This window comes from Caballeronia sordidicola, assembly GCF_000729995.1.
Classification (GTDB): Bacteria; Pseudomonadota; Gammaproteobacteria; order Burkholderiales; family Burkholderiaceae; genus Caballeronia; species Caballeronia sordidicola_A.
The window spans coordinates 1-1,603 of record NZ_JNFG01000090.1 but is presented as its reverse complement, the minus strand read 5'-3'; the positions used below and the strand labels follow the sequence as shown (position 1 = coordinate 1,603).

Genomic DNA, 1,603 nt, shown 5'->3' with positions numbered 1-1,603 from the left:
TGGCGATGCAGTTTGTTGGAGGGCAATAGAACTCCCAGAACGAATATCGATCTGATAAAGATTCTGGGAGTTTTGGAGTGGTCGCCAATGAGCACGCCTGATTTCTTTCGTAGCCGTCTGGACGCGATGATTGATTTGCGTCACCCGCTTGCCGTGTTGGCAACGAAGATGTCGTGGGCTTCAATCGAAGCGACGCTTGGTCCCCTGTTCGAGCGACGCTCACGCGATGGACGGGTAAGCGAAAGGGTTGACCTGTTTGGCTCGAACTCGCTGGAATTTGCCGGTGGCGTCAGTGCGGCTGGACGTCCGCGCTTGCCTATGCGGCTGATGGTGGGTCTGCTGTACCTGAAGCACGCCTACAACGAGAGTGACGAAACCGTGTGCGAGCGCTGGGCGCAGGACGTGTACTTCCAGTTCTTCTGTGGCGAGGAGTATTTCCAGCCGCGTCTGCCGTGCGACCCGACCAACCTGGTGCGCTTTCGGCAGGCGCTGGGCGAAGCCGGTGTCGAGGAGTTGCTCGCGGCGACGATCGCGGCTGCGGTGCAGATGAAGGCGGTGACGCCGGTCGAATTCGAGCGCGTAATTGTCGACACCACGGTGCAAGAGAAGGCGATTGCGTATCCGACCGACAGCCGTCTGCTGGAGGTGGCGCGGGCCAGACTCGTTCAGTTGGCGCAACGCGCAGGGTTGGGGCTGAAGCAAACGTACGCGCGCGAAGGCAAGCGGCTGCGGCGCCGCGCAGGCGGCTATGCCCATGCGAAGCAGTTCAAGCGCCTGCGTCGTGTACTCAAACGTCAGCGCACAGTCTTGGGACGGTTGCTGCGCGATATCGAACGCAAGCTGTCCGCAGCTTCGGACGAACGGCAGGCACAACTGCGCGTCTGGCTTGAGCGGGCCTGGCGCATTTGCCGCCAACGTCCAAAGGACAAGAACAAACTCTACGCACTGCATGCGCCTGAAGTTGAATGCATCGGGAAAGGAAAGGCACGCCAGCCCTACGAGTTCGGCGTCAAGGTGAGCCTCGCGATCACGGAGAAACAAGGATTGATCGTCGGTGCCCGGGCATTCCCCGGCAACCCTTATGACGGCCATACGCTGGCCGAGCAACTCGAACAGAGCTCCATCCTGTTGCAGGATCTGCCCGGTACACCGCAGCCCAAGACCGTATTGGTCGATCTCGGGTTTCGCGGCGTCGACGTGGAAGTATCATCAGTACACCTGATTCATCGCGGCAAACACAAGACACTGACCAGCATGCAGCGACGTTGGCTCAAGCGACGCCAAGCGATTGAACCGATCATCGGCCATGTGAAGCACGACCACGGTATGCGTCGTTGCTGGCTCAAAGGGCAAACCGGCGATGCGCTGCATGCTGTGCTGTGCGCCACGGGCTACAACTTGCGGTGGTTGTTGCGTGCGATTGTTCGCCTGGGTCTGGGGCCCATCTTTTTTATGCTTGCCTCGCTGCATTGGATCGTCAATGTGCCATCGCATCCGCTGTTTGCGCACCGGGAACGCTTCCGGCCGCTTAGCCTTCCTGCTCCGACAAAATTCCCTATCGGCGTCGTGCATCAAGCAAACTGAATTTTGCAGGTCCGACTAT

General features: G+C 59.5%; 1 protein-coding gene. It reads left to right on the top strand.

Annotated elements, in window-relative coordinates; genetic code table 11:
* Positions 1–87 precede the first annotated feature (87 nt).
* Positions 88–1,584 (top strand): IS5 family transposase, encoded by a 1,497-nt coding sequence (locus FH08_RS0133800; RefSeq protein WP_235210585.1) that lies wholly within the window; start codon positions 88–90, stop codon positions 1,582–1,584.
* Positions 1,585–1,603: the final 19 nt, after the last annotated feature.

Coding starts and splice junctions, on each gene's coding strand:
- FH08_RS0133800 (WP_235210585.1), top strand. CDS start 88: ATGAGCACGCCTGATTTCTTTCGTAGCCGTCTGGACGCGATGATTGAT.